We start from the raw sequence: 20,837 nt of genomic DNA, 5'->3' as shown, positions 1-20,837 counted from the left end.
GCGCCCGCGATGTGGTCGTTGATGGTGCATGACCTTTTTCTTCTCCCCCCGCCAGCCCCCATTTCAAAGCCTTTGCCCGACCGGGCACACCCCTTGCAAAAGCGCCTTCAGCGTTTGCATCTGCCGCCCAAAAAAACTCATAAGTCCATGGAGATCGCACAATGAAGCGTCGTAGCTTGATCAAGGCTTTTACACTCTCGGCAAGTATTGCCGCGATGGGCATGGCCTGGACCGTCCAGGCCGCCGAAACCATCAAGGTCGGCATCCTGCATTCGCTGTCCGGCACCATGGCGATCTCCGAGACGTCCCTCAAGGACATGGCGTTGATGACCATCGACGAGATCAACGCCAAGGGTGGTGTGAACGGCAAGAAGCTCGAAGCGGTGGTCGTGGACCCGGCGTCGAACTGGCCGCTGTTCGCCGAAAAGGGCCGGCAGTTGCTGACCCAGGACAAGGTCGCCGTGGTGTTCGGCTGCTGGACCTCGGTGTCGCGTAAATCCGTGTTGCCGGTGTTCGAAGAACTCAATGGCCTGCTGTTCTACCCGGTGCAATACGAAGGCGAAGAGATGTCGCCCAACGTGTTCTACACCGGCGCGGCGCCAAACCAGCAGGCGATTCCGGCGGTGGAATACCTGATGAGCGAAGAAGGCGGCAGCGCCAAGCGTTATTTCCTGCTGGGCACCGACTACGTCTACCCGCGCACCACCAACAAGATCCTGCGTTCGTTCCTGCACGCCAAAGGCGTGGCGGACAAGGACATCGAAGAAGTCTATACCCCGTTCGGCCACAGCGATTACCAGACCATCGTGGCCAACATCAAGAAGTTCTCGGCCGGTGGCAAGACTGCGGTCATCTCCACCGTGAACGGCGACTCCAACGTGCCGTTCTACAAAGAACTGGCGAACCAGGGCCTGAAGGCTACCGACGTGCCGGTCGTAGCGTTCTCGGTGGGCGAAGAGGAACTGCGTGGCATCGATACCAAGCCACTGGTGGGCAACCTGGCGGCATGGAATTACTTCGAGTCCGTGGATAACCCGGCGAACAAGAAATTCGTCGATTCCTGGAAAGCCTACGCCAAGGCCAAGAACCTGCCGGGCGCCGACAAAGCGGTGACCAACGACCCGATGGAGGCCACCTACGTCGGCATCCACATGTGGGCGCAAGCGGTGGAAAAAGCCAAGTCCACCGATGTCGACAAGGTCCGCGAAGCCCTGGCCGGCCAGACCTTCGCCGCACCGTCGGGCTACACCCTGACCATGGACAAGACCAACCACCACTTGCACAAGCCGGTGATGATCGGCGAGATCCAGGCCGACGGTCAGTTCAACGTGGTCTGGCAGACCGAAGGGCCGATCCGCGCGCAACCGTGGAGCCCTTTCATCGCTGGCAACGACAAGAAGCCGGACTATGCGGTGAAGAGCAACTGAGCCCATGGGTGTCGGCCCGGATCCCCGGGCCGACACACAACCCCTGTGGGAGCGAGCTTGCTCGCGATGGCGGTGGATCAGCCAGAAGAACAGTGACTGACACACCGCCATCGCGAGCAAGCTCGCTCCCACAAAAAGCATTGCGCAAGGCCTAGCATATGCCCACTGCCCTCCACCGCTTGATCCTCGCCATCGCACTGTTACTGCCGATGGCCTCATACGCCGGCGACGCCGAAGACTTCGTCGCCGCCAACCCGACCCAGCAGGCCAAGCTTTTGGAAACCTGGGCCGCGCAGCCGGAGCCTGAGCGCGTCGAACTGATCAACGCCCTGCAACAAGGCCAGTTGACCGTCGACGGCCAACCCAAGACCCTGCGCCTGAACAACCGCTTGCGCGGGCTGATCGAAACCGCCCTGGCCAGTCATCAACTGCTCGCTGTGGATGCCCGCGTACGCCTGGCCGCCGCGCAGCAACTGCAAAAAAGCGCCCGCCCGGCGCAGCTGGCGTTTCTCGATCGGCAACTGGCCGGCGAGCAGGACGAAGACGTACACGCCGCCCTGAGCCTGGCCCTGGCGAACCTGCAATTGGTGGACACCCACCCCAACGTGCGCCTGGCCGCCGTCCGCCTGCTGGGGGAAACCGGCGACCCGTTGGCCCGCACCCGCCTGGAAGGACTGCTCGAACCCGGCGTCGAAACCGATGCCGCCGTGCGCACCGCCGCTGAGACCAGCCTCAGCCAGGTCAAGCGCAAGCTCCTGGTGGGCGAGTTGCTGGGCCAGGCGTTCAGCGGCATGTCCCTGGGCTCGATTTTGCTGCTCGCAGCCCTCGGCCTGGCGATCACCTTCGGCTTGCTGGGGGTGATCAACATGGCCCACGGCGAGATGCTCATGTTGGGCGCCTACTCTACGTACGTGGTGCAAATGCTGTTCCAGCGCTTCGCCCCGAACGCCATCGAGTTCTATCCGCTGATCGCCCTGCCGGTGGCATTTTTTATCACCGCCGCCATCGGCATGGCCCTGGAGCGCACGGTGATCCGCCATCTCTATGGACGGCCGCTGGAAACCCTGCTCGCCACCTGGGGCATCAGCCTGATGCTGATACAACTGGTGCGCCTGGTGTTCGGTGCGCAGAACGTCGAAGTCGCCAACCCGGCGTGGCTGTCGGGCGGGATCCAGGTGTTGCCGAACCTGGTGCTGCCGTACAACCGCATCGTGATCATCGCCTTCGCGCTGTTCGTGGTGGTGCTGACTTGGCTGCTGCTGAACAAGACGCGCCTGGGCCTGAACGTCCGCGCGGTGACCCAGAACCGCAACATGGCCGCTTGCTGCGGCGTGCCCACCGGTCGCGTGGACATGCTCGCCTTCGGCCTCGGCTCGGGCATTGCCGGGCTGGGTGGCGTGGCCCTGAGCCAGATCGGCAACGTCGGCCCGGACCTGGGCCAGAGCTACATCATCGACTCGTTCCTGGTGGTAGTGCTCGGCGGTGTTGGCCAGTTGGCCGGTAGCGTGTTCGCCGCGTTCGGCCTGGGCATCGCCAACAAGATCCTCGAACCGCAGATCGGCGCCGTGCTCGGCAAGATCCTGATCCTCGCGCTGATCATTCTGTTCATCCAGAAGCGTCCGCAAGGCCTCTTCGCGCTCAAAGGACGGGTAATCGACTGATGAACCAGCCCCTGATGCTCACGGCCACGCAAAAGGCCGGCCCCAAAGTCACCCTCGCCGTCGGCGCGCTGATCCTCGCCGTGCTGCTGAGCCTGCCGCTGCTGTCGCTGCTGGCGGCGGACCATCCGCTGCACGTCTCGGCCTACACCCTGACCCTGGTGGGCAAGATTCTCTGCTACGCCATCGTCGCCCTGGCGCTGGACCTGGTCTGGGGCTACGCCGGCTTGCTCTCCCTGGGCCACGGTTTGTTCTTCGCCCTGGGCGGCTATGCCATGGGCATGTACCTGATGCGCCAGGCCGCCGGGGATGGCTTGCCGGCGTTCATGACCTTCCTGTCGTGGACCGAGTTGCCCTGGTACTGGGCCGGCACCGACAGTTTCCTCTGGGCGATGTGCCTGGTGGTGCTGGCGCCGGGTTTGCTGGCCTTGGTGTTTGGTTTCTTCGCCTTCCGCTCGCGGATCAAGGGCGTGTATTTCTCGATCATGACCCAGGCCCTGACCTTCGCCGGAATGCTGCTGTTCTTCCGCAACGAAACCGGGTTTGGCGGCAATAACGGCTTCACCAACTTCCGTTCGATCCTGGGTTTTGGCATCACCGAGCCAGGCACCCGGGCGGTGTTGTTTTTCGCCACGGTGTTGCTGCTGGTGACGAGCCTGTTCATCGGCTGGCGCCTGGCCCGCAGCAAGTTCGGCCGGGTGCTGACCGCCCTGCGCGATGCGGAAAACCGCCTGATGTTCTGCGGCTACGATCCCCGGGGGTTCAAGCTGTTCGTCTGGGTGTTGAGCGCGGTGTTGTGCGGTTTGGCCGGGGCGTTGTATGTGCCGCAGGTGGGCATCATCAACCCCAGCGAAATGTCGCCGACCAACTCCATCGAGGCCGCGGTGTGGGTCGCCCTCGGCGGGCGCGGCACGCTGATCGGGCCGTTGCTGGGCGCCGGGGTGGTGAACGGCATGAAGAGCTGGTTCACCGTGGCGTTTCCTGAGTACTGGCTGTTTTTCCTCGGGGCCCTGTTCATCGTCGTTACGCTGTATCTGCCTAAAGGCGTGATCGGTTTGCTGAAGAAAAGGGGCGAATGATGCGCATCACTCCAACGGCGGATTTCATGCTCGAACCCATTCTGGAGCCCAACAAAGACCAGGGCAGCAGCCGCGACGCCATCGGCCTCGGCCAAGCCGCTGGCGTAGGCCTGAACACCCGCCACGGCACCATCCTGACCCTGGAAGACATCAGCGTCAGCTTCGACGGTTTCAAGGCGCTGAACGATCTGAACCTGTACATCGGCGTCGGTGAATTGCGCTGCATCATCGGCCCCAACGGTGCGGGCAAGACCACGCTGATGGATGTCATCACCGGCAAGACCCGCCCCAGCCACGGCAAGGCCTGGTTCGGCGAGACCCTCGACCTGACGACCATGAGCGAAGTACAGATCGCCCAGGCCGGGATCGGGCGCAAGTTCCAGAAACCGACGGTCTTCGAAGCCCTGAGCGTGTTCGAGAACCTGGAGCTGGCCCTCAAGACCGACAAATCGGTGTGGGCGAGCCTGCGGGCAAGACTGACCGGCGAACAGCACGACCGCATCAGCGAAGTGCTCGAGACCATCCGTCTCACCCCCTCGGTCAACCGCGCCGCCGGGCTGTTGTCCCACGGACAGAAGCAGTTCCTGGAGATCGGCATGCTGTTGGTGCAGGACCCGCAATTACTGCTGCTCGACGAACCGGTGGCGGGCATGACCGACGCGGAAACCGAGTTCACCGCCGAGCTGTTCAAGTCCCTGGCGGGCAAGCATTCGCTGATGGTGGTGGAGCACGACATGGGCTTCGTCGGCGCGATCGCCGACCACGTCACCGTACTGCACCAGGGCAGCGTGCTGGCCGAAGGGTCGCTGGAACAGGTGCAGGACAATGAGCGGGTGATCGAGGTGTATCTCGGTCGCTGAGGCGATAGAAGTTGGCTTTTATGTGGGAGCGAGCTTGCTCGCGATAGCGGTGGATCAGCTGGAATGCAATGTAACTGACCCGCCGCTATCGCGAGCAAGCTCGCTCCCACAAGGGACTTGAGGGGAATTCAAGACATGCTGCAAGTCGACAAGCTGCATCAATACTACGGCGGCAGCCACATCCTGCGCGGCCTGTCGTTCGACGTGAAGGTTGGCGAGGTGACGTGCCTGCTGGGGCGCAACGGCGTGGGCAAGACCACCCTGCTCAAATGCCTGATGGGCCTGCTGCCCGCCAAGGAAGGCGCGGTGAATTGGGAAGGCAAGGCCATCACCACGTTCAAGCCGCACCAACGGGTGCACGCCGGCATTGCCTACGTGCCCCAGGGCCGGGAGATTTTCGGGCGGCTGACGGTGGAAGAAAACCTGCTGATGGGCCTGTCGCGCTTCCCGGGTTCCGAAGCCAAGGAAGTACCGGCCTTTATCTATGAATTGTTCCCAGTGCTGCTGCAGATGAAACAACGCCGGGGCGGTGACCTGTCCGGCGGCCAGCAACAGCAGCTCGCCATCGGCCGGGCCCTGGCCAGTCGGCCGCGCCTGCTGATCCTCGACGAGCCCACCGAAGGCATCCAGCCGTCGGTGATCAAGGAGATCGGAGCGGTGATCAAGAAACTGGCGGCCCGGGGCGACATGGCGATTTTGCTGGTGGAGCAGTTCTACGATTTCGCCGCCGAGCTGGCCGATCAGTACCTGGTGATGTCCCGGGGCGAGATCGTGCAGCAGGGCCGCGGAGAAAATATGGAAGCCGAGGGTGTGCGCGGGCTGGTAACGATCTAGGCTTAGCGTCCCGACGACAATCAGAAAATCATGAATCTACCTGTATCGCCATCAGCCCTGTTCACCCCCAGCTGGCATGCCGAGCTGGACTTGGGCTATGCCCGCTTCGGCGATTGCACGCGCCCGGTACAGCGCCGCCACAAAGGCCCGCTGCGGGTGCAAAAGCACTTGTACGCCGAGGGCCCCGAGGTGTGCCAGCACATCATCGTCCACCCGCCCGGCGGGATTGCCGGCGGTGATCGACTGGACATCTCGGCCCACGTCGGCCCGGGCGCCTGGGCGCAGTTGACCAGCCCTGGCGCGGCCAAGTGGTACCGCGCCGCCGGCCCGGCGTACCAGCAACTGACCCTGAGCGTGGCCCCCGGCGCGACCCTGGAATGGCTGCCCCAGGAAACCATCGTCTTCAGCGCGGCCCAGGCCGAGCTCAGCACGGGCATCGACCTGCAAGGCGATGCCCGGTTGTTCTACTGGGACATGGTTGCCCTCGGCCGTCCGGCCAGCGGCGAGCGGTTCGACCTTGGGCACTTTCAATCGCGACTGGACATCCGTCGCGACGGCCAGTTGCTGTGGCATGAGCGCCAGCGCATCGCCGGTGGCGATGGGTTGCTGGACTCGCCCATCGGCCTGGGCGGTGATCCGGTGTTCGCCACGTTGCTGGTGACCGGCGAGATCGACAGCGAACTGCTTGAGCGCTGCCGATCCCTCGGCCATGCCGTGCGCGGCGACCTGACCCAACTGCCCGGTTTGCTCGTGGCCCGTTGCCTGGCGAGCGAGGCGTTGCTGGCGCGGGGGTGGTTGATTGAGTTGTGGCGCTTGCTCAGGCCCGCGTTGCTCGGACGAGAAGCCGTGCCACCGAGAATCTGGAGTACCTGAATTTGCTTTTACCTGTGGGAGCGAGCTTGCTCGCGATAGCGGTGTATCAGCCAACGGTTATGTTGAATGTTCGATTGCTATCGCGAGCAAGCTCGCTCCCACAGAGGATCCCCACAAGGGGACCTGTGTTTAACGCAAAAATTTTATCTGCCCTTATGGACTGCACATGGACCTGACCCCACGCGAAAAAGACAAGATGCTGATCTTCACCGCCGGCCTCGTCGCCGAACGGCGGTTGGCCCGAGGCTTGAAGCTCAACTACCCGGAGGCCATGGCCTATATCTCCGCCGCGCTGCTCGAAGGCGCCCGCGACGGCCAGACCGTGGCCGAGCTGATGCATTACGGCACCACGCTGCTGAGCCGCGAGCAAGTGATGGAAGGCATCCCGGAGATGATTCCGGAAATCCAGGTGGAGGCGACGTTTCCCGACGGCACCAAACTGGTCACCGTCCACCAACCCATCGCCTGAGGCCGCGGCATGACTTTTCAGATTCGTGACGCCCAGCCCGCCGACCTGCCGGCGATCCGCGACATCTACAACGACGCCGTGCTCAACACCACGGCGATCTGGAACGAACAAGCCGTGGACCTGGGCAATCGCCAGGCCTGGTTCAGCGCCCGGCAAACCCAGGGTTACCCGGTGTTGGTGGCCGTCGACGCCGAGGACAACGTGCTCGGCTACGCTTCCTTCGGCGACTGGCGGCCGTTCGACGGTTTCCGCCGTACGGTGGAGCATTCGGTGTACGTCTGCCGCGACCAGCGTGGCAATGGCCTTGGCCCGCTGCTGATGAGCGCGCTGATCGAACGCGCCAGGGCCTGCGACAAGCACGTCATGGTGGCCGCCATCGAAAGCGGCAACACGGCCTCGATTCGCCTGCATGAGCGGATCGGTTTCGTCACCACCGGGCAGATGCCCCAGGTGGGCACCAAGTTCGGCCGTTGGCTGGACCTGACGTTCATGCAGTTGGTCCTCAACCCCGGGGCACCACCGCCCGCCATCGACAAGGAGTGTTACCGATGAACGCCGCCCAGTTGCGTCGAGTCCATGCTGAAAGCTTTGCCCATTACCGCCAGGGCCTGATCGATCTGTTGCTCGACGCCGTCGGCTACGGCGCCAGCGTGGGGTTCATGGCCGATCTCGACGCCGTCCAGGCGCGGGCCTATTTCGACGAGGTCCAGACCAGCCTCAACCAAGGTCACCTGCTGCTGTGGGTGGTGGTCAAGGATGAACAGGTGCAGGCCAGCGTCCAGCTAGCCCTGTGCCAGAAGCCCAACGGCCGCAACCGTGCCGAAGTGCAAAAGCTGTTGGTGCGCGGCGAGGCGCGCCGTCGGGGGCTGGGCCAGCAATTGATGAGCGCCCTGGAACTCGGCGCCCGCCAGCACAAGCGCGGCCTGTTGTACCTCGACACCGAGGCCGGTTCCGAGGCCGAGGCGTTCTACCGCGCCATGGGCTACGCCCGCGTCGGCGAACTGCCCGACTACTGCCAGAGCCCGGACGGGACCTACACCCCGACCGCCATCTACTACAAGATTTTGGGGCAACCGCAATGATTCCAGGGCAATACCAGATCCAGCCCGGCGACATCGAACTCAACGTCGGCCGCCGCACGCTCACGCTGAACGTCGCCAACAGCGGCGACCGGCCGATCCAGGTCGGCTCGCACTATCACTTTTTCGAGACCAACGACGCCCTGGCCTTCGACCGCGCCGCCAGCCGAGGCATGCGCCTGAACATCCCGGCCGGCACCGCGGTGCGCTTCGAACCGGGCCAGAGCCGGGAGGTGGAGCTTGTCGAACTGGCCGGGCATCGCCGGGTGTTCGGGTTTGCCGGGCGGGTCATGGGCGACCTGGACTGAAGCGCGCCTTTGTGGCGAGGGAGCTTGCTCCCGCTGGGCTGCGCAGCAGCCCCAAAAACCTAGGGCCGCTACGCGACCCAGCGGGAGCAAGCTCCCTCGCCACAATGGACTGCACACGACTTAAGAACCTCAAGGCGAGCACATGAAGATTTCGAGACAAGCCTACGCCGACATGTTCGGCCCCACCGTCGGCGACAAGGTTCGCCTGGCCGACACCGAGTTGTGGATCGAAGTGGAAAAGGACTTCACCACCTACGGCGAAGAAGTGAAGTTCGGCGGCGGCAAGGTGATTCGCGACGGCATGGGCCAGAGCCAATTGTTGGCCGCCGAGGTCGTCGACACGCTGATCACCAACGCGCTGATCATTGACCACTGGGGCGTCGTCAAGGCCGATGTCGGCCTCAAGGACGGGCGCATCGCAGCGATTGGCAAGGCCGGCAACCCGGACATCCAGCCCGACGTGACCATCGCCATCGGCGCCAGCACCGAAGTGATCGCCGGTGAAGGCATGATCCTCACCGCTGGCGGCATCGACACCCACATCCACTTCATCTGCCCGCAGCAGATCGAAGAAGCGCTGATGAGCGGCGTCACCACCATGATCGGCGGCGGCACGGGCCCGGCCACCGGGACCAACGCCACCACCTGCACCTCCGGGCCGTGGCACCTCGCGCGGATGCTCCAGGCCGCCGATGCCTTCCCGATGAACATGGGCTTCACCGGCAAGGGCAATGCCAGTCTTCCAGAGCCGCTGATCGAGCAAGTCAAGGCCGGCGCCATCGGCCTGAAGCTGCACGAAGATTGGGGCACCACCCCGGCGGCCATCGACAACTGCCTCAGCGTGGCCGACCAGTACGACGTGCAGGTGGCGATCCACACCGACACCCTCAACGAGTCCGGTTTCGTCGAGACCACCCTGGCCGCGTTCAAGGGCCGCACCATCCACACCTACCACACCGAAGGCGCCGGTGGCGGCCATGCGCCGGACATCATCAAGGCCTGCGGTTTCCCCAACGTGCTGCCCAGCTCCACCAACCCGACCCGACCGTTCACCCGCAACACCATCGACGAGCACCTGGACATGTTGATGGTCTGCCATCACCTGGACCCGAGCATCGCCGAGGACGTGGCCTTCGCCGAAAGCCGCATCCGCCGCGAGACCATCGCCGCCGAAGACATCCTCCACGACCTCGGCGCCTTCTCGATGATCAGCTCCGACAGCCAAGCCATGGGCCGTGTCGGCGAAGTCATCACGCGCACCTGGCAGACCGCCGACAAGATGAAGAAGCAACGTGGCGCCCTCCCCGGCGACGGCGAAGGCAACGACAACTTCCGCATCAAGCGCTACATCGCCAAGTACACCATCAACCCGGCGATCACCCACGGCATCAGCCATGAAGTGGGCTCTATCGAAGTGGGCAAGTGGGCCGACCTGGTGCTGTGGCGCCCGGCGTTTTTCGGCGTAAAACCGACGCTGATCCTCAAGGGCGGGGCGATTGCCGCCAGCCTGATGGGCGACGCCAACGCCTCGATCCCGACGCCACAACCGGTGCATTACCGGCCGATGTTCGCCAGCTACGGCGGCTCACGACACGCCACCAGCCTGACCTTCATCAGCCAGGCCGCCGCCGAGGCCGGATTGCCGGAGCAGCTTGGGTTGAAGAAAAGAATCGCCGTGGTCAAAGGCTGCCGCGAGGTGCAGAAAACCGACCTGATCCACAACGACTACCTGCCAAGCATCGACGTCGACCCGCAAACCTACCAGGTCAAGGCCGACGGCGTGCTGTTGTGGTGTGAACCGGCTGATGTGTTGCCGATGGCGCAGCGCTATTTCCTGTTTTGAGTCGAGCCCCCTGGCGAGGGGCCTTGCCCCTCACCGCAGGCTCGCCCTACATATCAGTGCTTTCTACCTGCGAATCCAGTTCCTCTTCGGTCAACAATTGGATCAGTTCCGCTTCCTTGGCCCTATGCTGCAAGCCCAGCGCCTCGGACTGGCTGACATAGTCAGACTCTCCGACGGTTCCGGCCGCTTTAGCCTCATCCAGTTCCAACTGTTCGTTAATCAGGGTATCGGCCAAGGCCTGGAAATCGGCCGCGTGTCGGTGCCGCAAATAATCGGCCCAAAAATCTCGTCCCACGATTGACTGAAGCTGCTGGGGTGAACCGTCCAAGGCCTCGACCGCCTCGCCTGCGGCGTCGAGCATGGCTTTCGAAACATGGGCCAGTCCAAGAAACTGTCCACCCTTCGGTTGCCCCGGCAGCTCTAGCCGATCCCTCAGCCCCGTACGATAGGCCAAGCGGACCTCGACTTCTTCGATCAGCCTGATCAGCTCGGCCTTTTGCGCGGCTGTGAGCCCTTCACGGCCGTTGATCGCATCACGACGCCCCTGGATGTCCCGCAGGGCTATCCGCTCCACTTCATCCAGCCGGAACAATCCCTTGGCCAGGCGAATCAGCCTGGTCGCCTCATCCCCTTCCACCGACAGGGTCCTGGCGTTGTGGATCATCATCTTTATTTCCAGGTTGCTGAAAGACAACGAAGCACGGTCTTCACAGGCCGGTTCGCCGGCCAGTTCGAACAGTTCACGACGCAATTCAGTGGAATCCCTGGCAGCCTCCAGCATCTGCCAGATGCGGGCCTGCAGGTCCGAATAATCAGCCACGTCCTGATAGGACCCGATCAACCGACTCAACAGTTGGAAAAACTCCCCGGATAACGGATCTGCCTCCAGGCTTCGCCACAGGGCTTTTTTAGCTTCCCGTTGTTCGGGCGGCAGATCACGCAGCCATGGCCGCACGTCTGGCCGCATGCTCACCACAGCGTTGGCCGCCAGTTGGAGTGTTCCTGCCCTGCGCGGGGCGGCCCATTCAGGATGGGCCTGCTGAAGATTCGCCCAATATTCACGCAAGCGCTGCCCGGTCGCCTCGTTCATGGGATTGCCCTGGATAAACGTCACGCCATTGAGCCGGGCCATGGCACGGGCCCGCTCGGCGGGCGGATCGATCACGTGCGCCGGCACCTCGGTCAGTAGGTTGCTGCGCAAGTCCAGTTCCTCCAGTGGCTGGTCAAGCAGGCCCGTGGGCCAGGTTTCGATCCGGGTGTTCCTCAGCAACAGCTCCGTCAGGGCGGGCAGGGTACTGAAGTCTGGCAAGCGACCCAGTGGATTGTCGTGGAGGGTCAGGGATTCCATGGCGGACAAACCGCCGAGGATTTCAACGCCACGTGGCGTCAGGGCGATCTGGTTCGATGCCATCGTCAGGTTGGTCAGATGAGGCATTCCTCCCAACGCCTCCGGCAGTTCAGTCAGGTTGTTATGGGCCATGTCCAGCCAACGAAGGGCAGGGAAACGCGCGAGAAAACCGTTACAGGTTTGTTGCGACAACCCCGCCCCGTAGAGTCTCAAGAAGGTTACGTGATTGAAATCAGCCGACAGCTGCGGCAACGACCGCACATGCATCCAGCCCAGATCCAGCTCATACCCGACACGCCGACCGTCCACCACACTGACAGCCCGGGACTGGCGTCTCCAACACTGACGAATTCGATCGGCGGTAATTCGCTTGAGTCTTTGTCGCGCCGCCGATGCGTTGCTGTCCGCTTCGTCCGTCTCTGTGGAAGCCACCCAACGGTCCAGCTCGTCGCGCAACGTACGGTATTCGGTTTCAAGGCGCCCGATTTCCGCAGCCGCTCCATCGCCCAATTCCCGCACAAAGGCCTGGACTTCCTGGCGCGAATAATCGGGGAACAAATTTCGCACCCGTCTTTCAGGCGACCTGCCCAGGCGCAGCCATTCCAAAGGCCCGCCCAGTGGATAGCCGTATCTGCCCGAGGCCAGGCGCATGGGCGAGACGAGCGACGGCTTGACTGCCGGCATCTTCAAGACCTTCGCCAATGAAGCTCGGCTCACCGGCGCCGCACCGATCGCGTCCTTCAACAGCGCGCCATGGTGGGTCGAAGGACGGCCCATGGCCTGGCGCTCCGCATCCGGAAGCGCATGCTGCAAGGCTGTGTAGAGGCTGCCCTCACTGCTCAAATCGTTGCCGCTGTCGTCATGGGCTTGATAAAGATCGTCACGCTTGACGACGATTTTGACCTGCGTCGAGTCCGCCGGCCCGACGCTGTCGATCAAGTCCCCTGAGGTGAAATCTTTCCTCAGCTCGATGCGTACCGTATCGCTCCAGCCTGCCAATGTCTTGAGGGTCGCCAGCGCCAGGCGGGGGGTATCCGCCGTGGCCAGGCTCTCCTGATATAAGCCCTCGTAGGCCCGGTTCAAACGGATCGCCCGCTGAAAGTGACGCAACTCTTCGGCGATGCGCAGCGGGATGGGTTTGGTCTGGGTGGCATCGGTGTAATCCCATCCGGCCATCTGCCGGGTTTCGGCGGGACTGGCGTGGACCATGATCTGCTCGATGGCCGCCGCCGGAACCGAAGGAAAACGGGATTTGATCAACTGGACCCGAGGATCTTGCGACACATCGCCTTTGGCGTAGTGGTCATCGATCAGTTGTTTTTTCTCACGCACCGCCACCTTAAGCAGATTCTTGCGAAATTGCTGGATTCGGGCGTTCATGTCTGTTTTCGCAAGCGCCGGGCGTGTGCCAGCCAGCAAGTCATTGCCCGTCGCATCCACGGCCTCGATCAGGTTCCTGGGAAATGAAGATGAATAAACTTCCGTATCGCTGACGACGACTTCACGGAGCGTAGATGCTCCATCCGATGGGTGGGCGTATTCCCAAAGGGACTTGCCCAAGCTGTCGATCACCTTCAGCTTCAAGTTTTTTGGCCACGGGCCGTAGCCTGTGAGCAGGTGCAGCTGGGTCATCGAATCGGCCTTTTCATAGACCTGCGGATATTCGCTTTGCATGTGCAGCAGGAAAGCGTCGACTTTGCGGGCGATGTCGAAGCGCTTGATCGTGTCGTCCAGCAATACAGGCGCCGGTTCTCCCTCGGCATGCATGCGCCGCAGCGCGTCCTCGCTGGTGCCACTGGCGGTACGAATGTGCTCGAGCTCAGTGTCGCTGAAGTGGCTGACACGATGACCGAGCCTGCGCATCAGGGTCGCACCGTCCCAGCTTCGCGGCTGTTCCAGTTCATGGTTCCAGGCACCGCTGCCGTTGTGCGTCAGCTCGGGCTGATAGGCATCCGGCCGGGACGGATGGCGGATGCGAAAGCGTTGGGTGGCCGGGTCCTGCTGGACTTCGTAGCGGCTGTCGTTCAACGGCAGGACATCGCGACCGCTGACACGGTACAGCCCCAGGTCATCGGGCTGCGAATTCGCGGGCAGCTCCAGATCGCTCTGGTAAGGCGTCAGGTCGGGGCGCCAGAGCCGGGTTTCGCCAACTGGGGACGTTACGGGCTCCAATTGATCCACGGTCGCCGATGGCATGATGCGCGGGAGCACCTTGGCGCCGGCTGCCATGAACGCGGCGTTGAGCGCCAGGCTGGAAAAATGCCCCCACATTTCCTTGGTTTCCCCTTGCTCGAACGTCTCGATGCCCTCGAACGCCTCGTACAGCATCTGCAACGCCCACACCGCCATCATTACCTGGCCGAGCCCGGGAACGACGAATGCCGCCATGTTGAGCACATCAATGACCGTACTTTCCCAACTTTCCAGGCGCGCCTGACGCGCCTTCTTGTCTTCATCGCCCGTAGGAACTGCCGCGACCCGTGCGTCCTGGTAAATCTTGCGGACCTGATTGACCCGTAGCGTCTCCCACACGAAACCCTTGAGCTCGGACGCGCTCATCGGCAGCCTGGGCAGGTTCGACTTGAGTGGGAAGTCGCCTTTGGCATCGGTTTGCGAAGAGGGTTTGAACAGACGGTTGAAACGCTCGAAGAAATGCCCTTGCTCATGCAGCGGCACAAAGCGACTGAAAAAACGACGGTAGTCGAGGTTATGCAGGCGGCGCCGCAGTTCGACCATGAACGCGTCGCTTGAGGCATATTCCTTCACCGGATGCTCAGGATCGTCCGGAATGTAGGCCACGACCCGTTCCAACCGGTTACTTTTCTCGCGTTCCGGACCGATCAGCAAGGGGCCGACAAGTTCGACCTCAAGGACCTTCAACGTGGCGAAGGTCACCGGGCGACCGTCCAGCTCGGCCGAGGGTTGCCCGCCCACCACCCGCTGCAACATTCGGTAGGTGTCCTGGCGAATATCCGCCTTGGCCTGGGCAATCTCGGTGCTGATCGTCAGGAGTTGCTTGTGATGCTCGCGCAGCTGTTCATCCAACCGTTCGCGGGCCTGACGGTCGTTCGGTTCCAGGACCGTCACAAGATGTTCCCGGTACTTGCGCCCCAGGTCGAGCTTGCGGCATAGCTTGATAAAGGCTTCGGGGGCAATGGGCAGTGTGCCGGCGCGCACGGACTCGAGGGTGTGGCTCAAGGTGCCATCAGCCGACACCGGCGTGGTGGTAATGAGGTGGCAATCGTCGCAGTCGAGCTTGCGCTCTTCATCGGGCTCGAAATTCGCCAGCGCGACGTCCAGCAGCGAACCACCTCGGTATTGGTAAGTGTCGTAGGCTTCACCGGTCAAGCGATGAAGCAGATTGAAGCCCAAGTCGGTACGCGTCTTGACCGCGAACTTGCGGGCAAAATAAACCTCCCGGACGTTAAGCGTACGCTTGAAGGTGGCCTGGATGGCCTGGCTGAGCAAGGGTTCGGCAAAGGCACGTACGTCCTGGACCTTGCCCAGCGCGTAATCGACCTGGTTGAAAATCTGGCAGTACTGCTCATGACTGCGCTTGAGACTGGCCCTGGTCTGGTGGGTCGTTTTCACGTACCAATCCGGAAGCTCCAGGTCATGATCGCGCAGCGCTTGCTGGCGCTGCACGGAGGCGTTCATGAAGCAGGGGGAAATACGACTTCTGAGCAAATCGTCGTGCTCACCCTTTTTTGAAGCAGGTGGGGACGTGGTGGTTTTCGCAGCGGTAGGCTCTGGCATCTCGGGTCATCCTTGAGGTTGGAAAACCCGAGCCTAATCATTGCTTGCGCCATGGATGCGGTAACTATTTATCGCTTTCCTCACAAGACGTGACGGGCGAACCCATTTGTCGTCTCGTCACCCGCCCCGGACGCAACGATCTGCCTTATAGGTCAGTGCTCTCCTGCGCGTCCAGCTCTTGTTCGGTCAGCGACTGGATCAGTTCCGCTTCCTTGATCCGCTGTTGCAAGCCCAGCGCCTCGGACTGGCTCACATAGTCAGCCTCCTCCAAGGTTCCGGCCGCTTTCGCCTCATCGAGCTCAAGCTGCTGGGTAACCAGCGTGTCAGCCAAGGCCTCGAAGGCTGGTTGATGCTGTTGTTTCAAGAAGTCGATCCAGAACTCCCGCCCTACGATCGACTGCAGGAGGCGGGGCGAATCATCCAGCGCCAGGACCTGCTTAGCCGCGTCATCCAGCATCTGCGATGTCACGTTACCCATGTGGATAAATCGCCCGCCCTCGGGCTGGCCCGGTAGCGCCAGCCGTTCCTTGAGCCCTACGCGGTAGGCCAGGCGCACCTCGACTTCTTCGATGTCGCGCAGTTGCCGGGCTCTCTGGGCGGGCGTCAGGTCCGACCGGGCAGTGATGGCGTCACGTCGTTTCTGGACATCCTGCAGCGCGATGCGCTCCACTTCGTCGAGACGAAACAAACCCTTGGCCAGCCTGATCAACGTTGCCGCCTCTTCCTCTCCGCTCGCTGCGGCCTTGGCGTTGTGGATCATCAATCTGATTTCCAGGTAGCTGAACGACAACGCCGCGCGATCTTCACACGCCGGGGCTCCCGCCAGCTCGAACAGTTCCCGGCGCAACTCAGTGGAGCCGCTGGCGGCTTCCAGCATTCGCCAGACCCGCAACTGGAGGTCAGCGTAGTTTTCTTCGCCCTGATAGGACGTGGCCAGGCGGTTCAACAGTTCAAACAATTCGCCGGACTGCGGCTCACTCGCCAGGTTTTGCCACAACGCACGCTTTTCTGATAATTGCCCGTCGGGCAGGTTTTGCAGCCATTGCTGCACATTGGCCGCCGTCCCCGTGGCCGCGTGACCAAACGCCCCGTGTTGACGCAACGTTATCCAATCGGGATGTACACGCCACAGGTCCGCCCAATAATCATGCAGGCGCTGCTGGGTCGCTGCGCTCAACGGATTGCCTTGGAGAAACGTCACACCGTTGACGCGGGCCGTGGCAAGGGCGTCGGCCGCCGTTGGGTTGACCAGCGCGTCCGGAACGTCGGTCAACTGGTTGTCGCGCAGATCAACGAACTCCAGCGGCAAGCCACGCAGGCCGGCTGGCCAAGTGTCGATTCCAGTCCCCTTGAGACCCAGGCCACGCAGATCGGACATGCGACTGAAATCTGGAAGTTGCCCCAAGGGATTGTTTTCGAAGCTGAGGACTTTCAGTCGGGTAAGACCTTGCAACGCCTCAATGCAACGAGGGGTCAGACTGAGGGTATTGTTGGCCAGCAGCAGCTTGGTCAAGCCATTCATGGGCCCCACGGCAGCGGGGACTTCCGTCAACCGGTTGTCAGACATGTCCAGCCAGCGAAGCGAGGAAAAACCCGAGAGGAAGCTTTCGCAGGCCTGTTGCGGCAGGTCCATCCCAGCCATCTTCAGCGAAGCCACGTGGCTGAAATCCGCCGACAGGTCCGGCAGATGCCCGACGGTCAGGCGGCCCAGGTCGAGCTGATAGCCTGCCGGGCGACCATCCGCAGCCGTGACCAGAGGGGTCTGGCGCCTCCAGCAACGCTTGATCTGCTCGGCCACCCCGCGCTTGCGCACGGGCGGCACCTGCTCCATGCGGTCGCCGGAATAGATCCAGGTGGCCGTATTGGCCCAACGGTCGAGGTCCCGATCCAGCATGTCCAACTCGACCTTGCGCCGCTTGAGCTCCGCCACGGCCCCGTCGCCCAGTGAGGCCAGCAAAACCCGGACTTGCTCGTTCGTATAGTTCGGGTACAGCTCCAGCACCCGGCTTTCCGCCGAGCGACCCAGCCCCAACAAGGCTCGCAGCCCGCTCAAGGGGTAAACGAATCCGCCCGACGCCAGGCGCATCGGCGAGCGGAACGAGGGTTTGATGGTGGGCAAACCCAAGGTTCGCGCCAGCGCGTTGCGTTCCAGCGGCGTTTGACCGAGCGCCTTTTCCAGCAGGGCACCCTGGTGAATCGAAGGGCGTCCCATCGCCTCGCGCTCGGCATCCGGCAAGGCATGTTGCAGCGCGTCAAAGAGGCTGCCCCAGTGGCTCAGCTCATTGCCGTGGTCATCAAGCGCCTGATAACGAACCCCGTCCCTGACCACGATCTTGGTCTGCACCGCCTCAAGCGGCCCGATGCTGTCGACCAATGCGCCGGTCGCGTGATCGTCACGCAGTTCGATACGCACCGTGTCGCTCCAGCCGGGCAAGGTCTTGAGCGTTGCCAGCACCAGGCGGGGCGTGTCCGCCGTCGCCAGCGCGGGTTGGTACAAGCCTTCATAGGCCCGGTTCAAACGCACCGCTCGCTGGCAATGGCGCAATTCCTCGGCGATGCGCAGCGGAATGGGCTTGGTCTGGGTGCGATCCGCGTTATTCCAGGCGGCCATCTGCTGAAGCTCCCCAGGATTGGCATGGGCGATCATCTGCTCGATGGCGCCGGTCGGCACCGACGGGAAGCGAGACTTGATCAACGCGACCCGAGGGTCGGTTGGCTCTTGGCCCCTGGCGTAGTAATCGTTGAGCAGTTGGACTTTTTCCCGCTGCGCCACCTCGGCGAGGTTGATCCTGAGCTGGCGAATCCGAGCGTCCATGTTCGTTTTCGCTATCGCCGGACGGGTGCTGGCCAACAAATCCTTCCCGGTCGCGTCCACCGCCTCGATCAGGTTTTTCAACACCGAAGGGGTACGTACTTTCTCCTCGGGAATGATCACATCGCGAACCGGAACGGCGCCTTCCGATGGTCGAACATACTGCCAGAGTGTCTTGCCCGCCCCATCCATCACCTGCAATCTCAGGCCGCTTGGCCAGGGACCATAACCGGCGAGCAAGTGCAGCTGGGTCACTGGATCGGCTTCGTCCTGTCGCTGGGAATCCTCGCTTTGCAGTTGCCCGATAAACGTGTCGACTTGTCGCGCCAAGTCAAAACGCTTGACCGTATCGGCCAGCAGCGCGGGCATCGGCTCGCCTTCTACATGCAGGCGTCGCAACACGCCCTCGCTGATGCCACTGGCGATACGGATCTGCTCCAATACGCGGTCGCTGAAATCCTTGACCCGATGACCGAGCCGGCGCATCAGCGTTGCCCCTTGCCAGCCTTGCGGTCTTTCGAGTTCATGATTCCAGGCACCGCTGCCATTGTGTGTCAGCTTGGGCTGGTAGGCATCCGGCCGGGAAGGATGGCGGATGCGATAGCGGTGGGTCACCGGATCCTGTTGCACCTCGTAGTAGTGTTCCTCCAGCGGCAGGACCTCGCGGCCACTGACTTCGTACAGTCCCAGACTGTCCGGGACGGCGCCAGCGAGCGGTCGCAAAGGACTGCGGTACGGCGTGAGGTCAGGCTTCCACAGTCGCGATTCCCCGTTGGCCCGTTCCACCGCTTCCAACTGATCCACACTGGCCGATGCGTGGATCTTCGGCAACACCTTGGCGCCTGCGGCGATGAACACGGTGTTGAGCGCGACGCTGGAAAAGTGCGCCCACATCTCCTTGGTCTCCCCCTGCTCGAACGCCTCGATCCCTTCGAACGCTTCTTCGAACATCTGCACGGCCGCCACCGTCAGCATCAGCGGCCCCAATGCGGGCACCACGAACGCCAGTTGGTTGAGCACGTCGATCACCGTGTTCGTCCAACTCTCCAGGCGCGCCAGACGGGCAACCTTGTCTTCATCGGCGGTGGGCACCGCCACCGCTCGCGCGTCCATCTCGATCTTCTGGAGTTGTTCGCGGCGCAAGGCTTCCCACAGGGGACCGGTGATGGGCGACGCGGCCATGCGCAAGTTGTTCAACGAGGGCTTGAGCGGATAATCGGACTGGGCATCGGCCTGGGGAGAAGGTTGGTAGAGCTGGTCGAACTGCTTGAAAAAAGTCCCTTGCTGGCTCAGCGGTATAAAGCGACTGAAGAACCGCCGATAGGCGAAGCCATGGAGGCGTCGGCGCAGTTCGATCATGAATTCGGTACTGGACGCGTATTCCTTGAGCGGGTGCTCGGGATCGCCCGGGAGATACGCCACCATTCGCTCCAGGCGCCGGGTCTTTTCCCGGTCGGGGCCGATCAGCAGCGGGCCGACCAGTTCGACGTCGAAGATTTTCAGCGAAGTGAATGTCACCGGCCGCCCGTCGAGCACGACGCTGTCGTGATCGCCGATCACTTGCCGCAACATCCGGTACGTGTCCTGGCTGATGTCCGCCTTGGCCCAGGCGACTTCGGCACTCAGCGCCAACGCTTGCTTGTGGTGATCACGCATTTGCTGGTCGAGCCGCTTGCGAGCGTCGTCGTCAGCGGGTCGGGCAATGGCGCGAATGTGTTGCTGGTAGCGCCGTCCGAGGTCCAGTTTGCGGCACAGCCTGGCAAAGGCGTGCGGGGCGATTGGCAACGCCCCCGCCCGGACGGCGTCCAGCGTGGGCCTAGGCGTACCACTGGCGGACAGTGACGTGGTGGTGATGACATGGCAGCCGTCGCAATCGAGCTTAAGCTCTTCGTCGGGTTCGAAGTTCGCCAACGCGGTTTCCAACAACGAAGCGCCTCGATACTCGTAGGTATCCCAAGCCTCTCCCGTCAGACGGTGAAGCAGCGTGCTGCCCAGGTCCTTGCGTGTCTTGAGACCGTACTGGCGCGCGTAATAAACCGCCTCCACGTCCACTGTTCGCTTGAATTCCTTCTGGATGGCCTGGGTCAGCAGCGGTTTGGCAAAGGCGCGGATGTCCTCGATGCTGCCCAAGGTGCTGTCGATCAGGTTCAAGCTGTCGCGGTAGCGCGAATGCTGTTCCTTGAGACGGGTTCGGGTTGCGTGGGAAGCCTTCGCGTACCAGGCCGGGAGTTCCAGGTCGTGGTCGCTCAACGCTTGCTGGCGCCGCAGGGCGGCCCCGATGTACCAATCGGGAACTCGCTGCTTGAGCAGGTCGAAGTGGACGCCGCGACTTTCAGGCTGCGGCGTCATGCCGGGGTCGGCAATAACGGGAATAGGCATTGGCATTCGGATCATCCTTGAGAGTGGAAAACCCGAGCCTACCCAGTGCATCACCGGCCAGTGCGGTAACTATCTATCGTTTTTTTCTCCAAGACCCGGCGAGCACGCCTGC

At 62.6% G+C, this 20,837-nt stretch carries 13 protein-coding genes; 11 read left to right on the top strand and 2 right to left on the bottom strand.

Annotation, left to right across the window (positions count from 1 at the left end; genetic code table 11):
* Positions 1–161 precede the first annotated feature (161 nt).
* From urtA to ureC, 11 genes are all read left to right on the top strand, one after another.
* Positions 162–1,427, top strand: a complete 1,266-nt coding sequence (gene urtA, locus J3P85_RS02780; protein WP_186730036.1) for an urea ABC transporter substrate-binding protein — start codon at positions 162–164, stop codon at positions 1,425–1,427.
* 158 nt (positions 1,428–1,585) lie between these two features.
* Positions 1,586–3,088, top strand: coding sequence for an urea ABC transporter permease subunit UrtB (urtB, locus tag J3P85_RS02775; RefSeq protein WP_434704815.1), 1,503 nt, complete (start codon positions 1,586–1,588; stop codon positions 3,086–3,088).
* On the top strand, positions 3,088–4,164 hold the full coding sequence (urtC, locus tag J3P85_RS02770; RefSeq protein WP_434704813.1) for an urea ABC transporter permease subunit UrtC: 1,077 nt from the start codon (positions 3,088–3,090) through the stop codon (positions 4,162–4,164). Before urtB ends, urtC begins: the two co-directional genes overlap by 1 nt.
* Positions 4,164–5,024, top strand: a complete 861-nt coding sequence (urtD, locus tag J3P85_RS02765) for an urea ABC transporter ATP-binding protein UrtD (protein ID WP_434706315.1) — start codon at positions 4,164–4,166, stop codon at positions 5,022–5,024. The genes urtC and urtD overlap by 1 nt, the downstream gene beginning before the upstream one ends.
* A 135-nt stretch (positions 5,025–5,159) precedes the next feature.
* Positions 5,160–5,858 carry an urea ABC transporter ATP-binding subunit UrtE gene (urtE, locus tag J3P85_RS02760; RefSeq protein WP_063323142.1) on the top strand — a complete coding sequence of 233 codons (699 nt, stop codon included), beginning with the start codon at positions 5,160–5,162 and terminating at the stop codon, positions 5,856–5,858.
* Between the two features lie 30 nt (positions 5,859–5,888).
* A complete protein-coding gene (locus J3P85_RS02755; RefSeq protein WP_434704812.1) occupies positions 5,889–6,731 on the top strand; it encodes an urease accessory protein UreD in 843 nt (280 codons plus the stop codon).
* Between the two features lie 166 nt (positions 6,732–6,897).
* Positions 6,898–7,200, top strand: a complete 303-nt coding sequence (gene ureA / locus J3P85_RS02750) for an urease subunit gamma (RefSeq protein ID WP_003186301.1) — start codon at positions 6,898–6,900, stop codon at positions 7,198–7,200.
* A gap of 9 nt (positions 7,201–7,209) precedes the next feature.
* Positions 7,210–7,752, top strand: a complete 543-nt coding sequence (locus J3P85_RS02745; protein WP_434704811.1) for a GNAT family N-acetyltransferase — start codon at positions 7,210–7,212, stop codon at positions 7,750–7,752.
* Positions 7,749–8,282 carry a GNAT family N-acetyltransferase gene (locus J3P85_RS02740; RefSeq protein WP_434704810.1) on the top strand — a complete coding sequence of 178 codons (534 nt, stop codon included), beginning with the start codon at positions 7,749–7,751 and terminating at the stop codon, positions 8,280–8,282. The genes J3P85_RS02745 and J3P85_RS02740 overlap by 4 nt, the downstream gene beginning before the upstream one ends.
* The gene (locus J3P85_RS02735; RefSeq protein ID WP_434704808.1) at positions 8,279–8,587 is read left to right on the top strand and encodes an urease subunit beta; all 309 of its coding nucleotides are present in this window, start codon (positions 8,279–8,281) and stop codon (positions 8,585–8,587) included. Before J3P85_RS02740 ends, J3P85_RS02735 begins: the two co-directional genes overlap by 4 nt.
* A 142-nt stretch (positions 8,588–8,729) precedes the next feature.
* Positions 8,730–10,430, top strand: a complete 1,701-nt coding sequence (gene ureC / locus J3P85_RS02730) for an urease subunit alpha (RefSeq protein ID WP_434704807.1) — start codon at positions 8,730–8,732, stop codon at positions 10,428–10,430.
* A 46-nt stretch (positions 10,431–10,476) separates the two neighbouring features.
* Here ureC and J3P85_RS02725 read toward each other — a convergent pair whose 3' ends face one another.
* Positions 10,477–15,423 carry an NEL-type E3 ubiquitin ligase domain-containing protein gene (locus tag J3P85_RS02725; RefSeq protein WP_434704806.1) on the bottom strand — a complete coding sequence of 1,649 codons (4,947 nt, stop codon included), beginning with the start codon at positions 15,421–15,423 and terminating at the stop codon, positions 10,477–10,479.
* A 256-nt stretch (positions 15,424–15,679) separates the two neighbouring features.
* Positions 15,680–20,731, bottom strand: a complete 5,052-nt coding sequence (locus tag J3P85_RS02720; protein WP_434704805.1) for an NEL-type E3 ubiquitin ligase domain-containing protein — start codon at positions 20,729–20,731, stop codon at positions 15,680–15,682.
* Between the last annotated feature and the right edge of the window lie 106 nt (positions 20,732–20,837).

Origin of the sequence: Pseudomonas sp. Z1-12, from assembly GCF_051132015.1 — a bacterium.
GTDB lineage: Bacteria > Pseudomonadota > Gammaproteobacteria > Pseudomonadales > Pseudomonadaceae > Aquipseudomonas > Aquipseudomonas zanjanensis.
This window is presented reverse-complemented; position numbering and strand designations above follow the sequence as displayed.